This window comes from Psychrobacter sp. ENNN9_III (genome assembly GCF_001462175.1).
Classification (GTDB): Bacteria; Pseudomonadota; Gammaproteobacteria; order Pseudomonadales; family Moraxellaceae; genus Psychrobacter.
Map to the genome: position 1 here is coordinate 1 of NZ_LNUO01000036.1, position 6156 is coordinate 6156.

At 41.6% G+C, this 6156-nt stretch carries 6 protein-coding genes and 1 tRNA gene; 5 read left to right on the forward strand and 2 right to left on the reverse strand.

The genetic code is table 11. The features are described 5' to 3' along the window. Nucleotides 1-181: 181 nt before the first annotated feature. Nucleotides 182-985, reverse strand: a complete 804-nt coding sequence (locus tag PENNN9_RS02815) for an SIR2 family NAD-dependent protein deacylase (RefSeq protein WP_058368233.1) — start codon at nucleotides 983-985, stop codon at nucleotides 182-184. A gap of 35 nt (nucleotides 986-1020) precedes the next feature. Here PENNN9_RS02815 and PENNN9_RS02820 point away from each other — a divergent pair, with 35 nt between their 5' ends. Beyond that, nucleotides 1021-1389 (forward strand): hypothetical protein, encoded by a 369-nt coding sequence (locus tag PENNN9_RS02820; RefSeq protein WP_058368234.1) that lies wholly within the window; start codon nucleotides 1021-1023, stop codon nucleotides 1387-1389. Nucleotides 1390-1950: 561 nt separating this feature from the next. Here PENNN9_RS02820 and PENNN9_RS02825 read toward each other — a convergent pair. Further along, a tRNA-Arg gene (locus PENNN9_RS02825) sits at nucleotides 1951-2027 on the reverse strand. A gap of 372 nt (nucleotides 2028-2399) precedes the next feature. Between PENNN9_RS02825 and PENNN9_RS02830 the strand changes: the two genes are divergently transcribed. From PENNN9_RS02830 to queF, 4 genes are all read left to right on the forward strand, one after another. After that, nucleotides 2400-3077, forward strand: coding sequence for a c-type cytochrome (locus tag PENNN9_RS02830; protein WP_058368235.1), 678 nt, complete (start codon nucleotides 2400-2402; stop codon nucleotides 3075-3077). A gap of 233 nt (nucleotides 3078-3310) precedes the next feature. Beyond that, nucleotides 3311-4273 (forward strand): ABC transporter ATP-binding protein, encoded by a 963-nt coding sequence (locus tag PENNN9_RS02835; protein WP_058368236.1) that lies wholly within the window; start codon nucleotides 3311-3313, stop codon nucleotides 4271-4273. A gap of 29 nt (nucleotides 4274-4302) precedes the next feature. Beyond that, nucleotides 4303-5076: an ABC transporter permease gene (locus PENNN9_RS02840; protein WP_058368238.1), complete on the forward strand. Its 774-nt coding sequence runs from the start codon at nucleotides 4303-4305 to the stop codon at nucleotides 5074-5076. A 120-nt stretch (nucleotides 5077-5196) separates the two neighbouring features. Beyond that, nucleotides 5197-6081 carry an NADPH-dependent 7-cyano-7-deazaguanine reductase QueF gene (queF, locus tag PENNN9_RS02845; RefSeq protein ID WP_058368237.1) on the forward strand — a complete coding sequence of 295 codons (885 nt, stop codon included), beginning with the start codon at nucleotides 5197-5199 and terminating at the stop codon, nucleotides 6079-6081. The last annotated feature ends 75 nt before the right edge of the window (nucleotides 6082-6156 follow it).

The window sequence follows — 6156 nt, forward strand, 5'->3', positions numbered from 1 at the left end:
ATAGATGATGACCTAAAAAAAGCATACTTGGCTAAAGTGGAGCGCGCATTGCAGTAACTGGTTAGGAGCTATTAGAGACTTAATCACTTATAGAGCATGTAGTTGTTATTAATACTTTGCGTCTTTGTCTTTTGCATCTTTGTCTTGTCGGTAAGTACAGGCGTTGTCTTTTATACAGTGATTAAGTTAGCGGAGCCATTTTTTGCATCAATAAAGGCAGTACTACGCCAGCGTTTGCAGCTAGGGTAATATCGACGATAGTATTAGGGGTTGGATTGGGGTTTATCTCGATGACTTTTGCGCCATTTTGCTGGGCTAATTGTGCCAGACCCGCTGCAGGGTATACTAAGCTTGATGTACCAATGCTGATGAACACATCGCAACTGGCGGCAGCATTCTCAGCTGTTTGCCACGCTTGTACGGGTAGCGCTTCACCAAACCAGACAATATCAGGTCTGATATAACCATCACACTGTTGGCAAGATATTAGGCTGTCATCAAACTCAATAGATTTTTTATTACTATTTGAAGCTTCTGTTTCACTCTGGTAGGGCGTACCACAGTCATGACAACGATTACGCCACAGATGACCATGTAGATGGGTGACTCTACTGCCTGCTTGTTCATGTAAATCATCGACGTTTTGTGTGACCAATGTAAAGCGCTGTTTGTGGTTTTTAGCGTCTTGTTGCCACTTGGCAAGCGCATAGTGAGCAGGATTAGGTTTTTTGTCATGGACCATTTGCCTGCGCCATTGATACCATGACCATACCAAATGTGGATCCCGAGCAAAGGCAGTGGGGCTTGCCAAATCCTCTGCCCGATAATGTTCCCAGAGACCAGTTTGCTTATCACGAAAAGTTGGAATGCCACTTTCTGCTGATACACCTGCACCTGTTAGAATACAGATCTGTGGTCGAACCGCTAATAACTCAGCAGCCCGATGTACTTCTGCTATTAGTTTTGGCGATAATTCTGCTACCATGACTTAACCCTTGCTAATAATGGATATACTTTTCTATGATAGACGGAATTTGGTGGCTTGTCATATTGCTAGCAGTCATTACAGTACTATGGCTGATAGCACATTTACGTAGTAATAAAGTCAATCCCAAAAGTGGAGCACACGCCTCAGCGGGTAAGAAGCCATTAACAAATGATAGCTTACAAAAGACAGCTATTTTAATTAAAAAACACTTTCCTAACTATAGTACCAGCAGAAGAGCTAAGCATTTGCTAATTACCAAAGAGAATAAAAAGATTGCAATGATTACCATAGATAATAGTATCGCAGCTGGTGAGCGCCGCTTAGGAGAGGTGCCTATTATCAATTATCATCGAGTACCGAGTCGAGCCCAGCTTGGTACTGACTTGCAAGAAATATGTTGAGCTCAACAAGCCAGCTACTTACCGCGTTGCCATCAGCCAAACAACAACCATTCCCCAGAATACAGACCCTACTGATAATGCTGCCATATAAAATACACTCATTACGTCTCCTAGACTTAACTCATACTATATTAAAAGTTATAAACCGCTGGCTCGTTTAAACCTATCTTAAACATGCAATTAACGAGCCAAAAATATTCTGTACTTGAATCTATATTTGGTTACTAGAATATTGCTATATATTCATTTAATTACATATAGTTACATAAATACCTAATAAGCAATAATACTTAGGTTGCTTTTAAAATGTAAGTATTATTTCTAATAAAAGTAGTTTTTTTGTAAAGATTAAGCGAAGAAAGCAAAAAGGCGTATTTTTGCCATAAAGTAGCTTGCTCAAAAGAAAAGTTTAGGAGTGATAAAAGAGAAGGGTAAGTTTAGAGTAAACAGGTATTTGATAAGAAAGTTTTGGAAATGCCAGACATAGCATTACAGCTAAACCAAAATAGATAAGTTGGCTCAGTGAGATATACTTTGAAATAATAGATTGGTTACAATGATTGGTGCGCTCGGCGGGAATCGAACCCACGACCCTCGGCTTCGGAAACCGATACTCTATCCAACTGAGCTACGAGCGCATAAGATGAGTGAACTGCTATGTAAAGTGAATCAACTCATTGGGTGTAAAAACCAGACTTGCAGTATAAGTTATAAGTCGTCGAAAAATAAAGACCGCTTAGTCTAACAAATAAAAGCGACAAAGCCAATAAATGAAACAAGCTCTTAGGATTATTTGATAAATACTCAGATAGTCAGTAAACAGGCATGGCAATTTACATACCTTTTCCCTTATAATGTTAGGGAAAATTCATATTCATAATCACCGATTACAAGTACGCTTGCATCTGGGATGGCTGTTTGCTGTTGATAACTAGATACTGTCAGAGGAAGATAGACAGAAAGTCCAAGTCGTGTTAGCGCTTGTATACGTAAATAAGAGAACGTGACGAATGAGAAAAGTAGTTATGTTATCGGCAGCTGCCATTCTAGGAATCGCTAGTATCGCAGTGAGCCAAGCCGAAGATATTGCAGATACACCTGTAACCATATCTGATGTAACAGAAGCACAAGAAGTGGTTGAAGATGTTCCTCAACAACTAGGCGATGAACCAAAAGCTGCCGCTGATACGACAAGCGATACTGCTCCTGTCGATGGTGCTCTGCCTGCTGACGCTACGACAGAAGAAGCGGCAACAGAAGAAACAGCGCAAGCGGCTCCGGTAACTAATGAAGAGCCGATTCCTGAGGATACACCGCAAGTGCAAAAGCTTATTGCCCTATATCCTAATCTGATAGCTCGTATTCAACCGGTTGCTAAAGTCTGTTTTGAAGATGATGAAGTTTGTGATGTGACAGCGCGTGCCGCTGGCCCAGCAGCAGGTGATGGCCCTCGTGACGGCAAAGCAGTATATAATGCAGTATGTCAAACTTGCCATGCTTCAGGATTGCTTGGTTCACCTATGCTGGGTGATGCAGGTGCTTGGGGACCACGTATAGCGAAAGGTTCAGACACGTTGTATACGCATGCTATTAATGGTTTTAATGCTATGCCAGCAAAAGGCGGTGCTAACATTCCTGATGAAGAAGTCCAAAACGCTGTAGATTATATGATTGATGAAGCAAGCTAGTCTGAAAAGATAAAGTTACGCTATAGAGAGTAGCTCTGAAACTACTGTTCTGACACGTGTTGTATACGACCATAAAACGTCTATTTCGTTGACTGAGATAGACGTTTTTTTTATGATTGGTGATTGATGAAATCAATAGTGTTGTTATATATTGCGATAGTTGAAATCTGTCTATAGCAACCTCACATCAAGGCATTACAACATTTATTTTATAAATTTATAAAGAGGTATTCATGTCTGAGGTACCAGCGCTTTCTATCCAAAATCTATCCAAAACCTATGATAATGGGTTTTCGGCGCTAAAAGATGTCAGCCTAACGGTGCCACAAGGTGGATTTTTTGCTTTGCTTGGCCCAAATGGGGCTGGCAAGTCAACAATGATTGGCATTATTAGCTCATTATTTAAACCTACAACTGGTAGCGTCAATATTTTTGGTACGGATCTGTTGACCAATCCTTCAGTTGCCAAACAGTATCTTGGCGTAGTACCGCAAGAGTTCAATTTTAACCAGTTTGAAAAAGTACAAGACATTTTGATTACTCAAGCTGGTTACTTTGGTATTCCAGCTAAAGAAGCGCGACCACGGGCAAAACGATTGCTGACGGCTCTTGGCTTATGGGATAAGCGCGACAATAAGTCACGTGAGCTATCAGGTGGTATGAAACGTCGTTTGATGATTGCACGCGCCTTGATTCATAAACCAAAACTGTTGATTCTTGATGAGCCGACCGCTGGGGTGGATATTGAGCTGCGCCGCTCTATGTGGGAGTTTATGCAGCAGATCAATGTTGAAGAAAACACGACCATCATTTTGACCACGCATTATCTCGAAGAAGCTGAGCAGTTGTGTAAGCGTATTGCAATCTTAGATCATGGTGAAATTCGTATTAATACAGAAATGAAAAACTTACTAGCGCAGTTGTCAGTTGAAACCTTTGTGTTTGATTTAGATACGCCCCTTACGCGTGAATTAAAATTAACTGAGGTAACAGGTGTAACACAACCTGACAACCAGACACTTGAAGTTACGCTGACCGAAGGTGAGTCATTAAACAGTGTCTTTCGTCAATTGTCCGACCAAGGCGTCACTGTCGCTAGTATGCGTACTAAAGCCAATCGCTTAGAAGAGTTATTCATGCGCTTAGTTGACAAAAATATTCAAAGTGCAGATAGCATGAAGGAGGCAGGATTATGAGTCAAGGAGCCTTAGATCATAATAGAACAATGTCATGGAACAAAAAGTGGATCTCTTTTCGTACCATTTGGTTAAAAGAGGTGCGCCGTATTTTGCGTATTTGGCCCCAAACATTGCTGCCGCCAGTTATTACGATGAGTCTATATTTTGTCATTTTTGGTAAGATGATCGGCTCACGTGTGGGGGAGATGGGCGGCGTGCCATACATGCAGTTTATCGTCCCTGGCCTAATTATGATGTCGATTATTACCAACAGCTACTCTAATGTTGTCTCAAGCTTTTTTAGTGCCAAATTTACGGCCAGTATCGAAGAGCTACTCGTTTCACCAGTGTCTAAGCATGCTATTTTGATGGGTTATATTAGCGGAGGTATCTTTCGCGGATTGGCAATCGGGATTATTGTCTCAATAGTAGCGCTATTTTTTACCGACCTCGGTATTGAGCATTTATTTGTCACGGTATTTACGGTACTGGGTACATCTATCTTGTTTTCTCTTGGGGGCTTTATCAATGCTGTATTTGCGCGCTCGTTTGATGACATCTCTATCATTCCAAGCTTTGTACTGACACCGCTTACTTATCTTGGTGGGGTATTTTATTCGATGGAAAATTTGTCACCGTTTTGGCAAAACGTTTCGTTATTAAATCCCATTGTCTATATGGTGAACTCGTTCCGCTACGGTATTTTGGGATATTCTGATGTGAATGTCTGGTATTCGATGGCCGCTATTTTTGTATTCTGTGCGATATTTTATACTATTGCTTATCGCTTACTAAGTAATGGTTCACGCGTGCGCTTGTAATCCTTATTATCTAAAAGTTAGCGTCATTACTGGCCAGTTTTTTGACACGTTGGCACATTGGCGTATTAGAAACTGACATACTAGAAATAAGTTTTTAACGGTTTAATATTAGGAAATTAAATGAGTATTCACGGTATCTTGGGTGAGCAAACTACCGACTACCCCACCAAGTATAGTCCAGAGACGCTATATCCTATTGCTCGTCGTATGGGCCGTGATGCGATTGGCTGGCATGATGATAAGTTGGCAGTCGGTGTGGATTGGTGGCATGCTTTTGAGATGTCTTGGCTCAACACCCAAGGCATCTCCCAAGTTGCTATTGCCCGCTTTGGTCTTCCTGCCAGCTCGCCATTCATTGTCGAATCAAAATCGCTTAAATTGTACCTAAACAGCATTAACTTTACCGAATTTGCCAGCTGGGATGATGTGCAAGCGCTGATTGCTAAAGATTTATCAGCCTGCGTGCAAGCTAAGGTGCAGGTTGAGTTGTTTGGCTTAGAGCATGGTTTGGACGATAAAACGACAGGTTTGTTGATTTCTCGGCCTGAGGGCGTCTGTATTGATGAGGCACTAGCAGGCAACACGGACAAAGTTGCATTAATTGAACATCCTGATGCGTCATTGCTAAGTGAAAACGAAGTAGAAGCGAGCAGTGAAAGCGTGGTAAGTGATGGTACTCAGCCGTATACCTTTTATTCCAATCTACTGCGTAGTAACTGTCCGGTGACCAATCAGCCAGATTGGGGCACGTTGGCGGTTTCAATGACGACTGCTAAGCCTTTCAATGACGCTAATATGCTGCGTTATATATTGAGCTTCCGTCAGCACAATGGCTTCCATGAGCAATGTGTCGAACAGATATTCGCTGATTTGAGCGAGTATTATAAGCCAAGCGCATTGATGGTTAGAGCTTGGTATACGCGCCGCGGTGGTATCGATATCAATCCTTGCCGCGTCAGTGACATAGGTTTATTACCTAAACCAAGCCGTTTGATTCGTCAGTAATTGATAGGGTTGGTTTCGTATAATTTAGATTATGTAGCCGACCTACTATAAAATAAAAAAGCGCCTATTCACTTG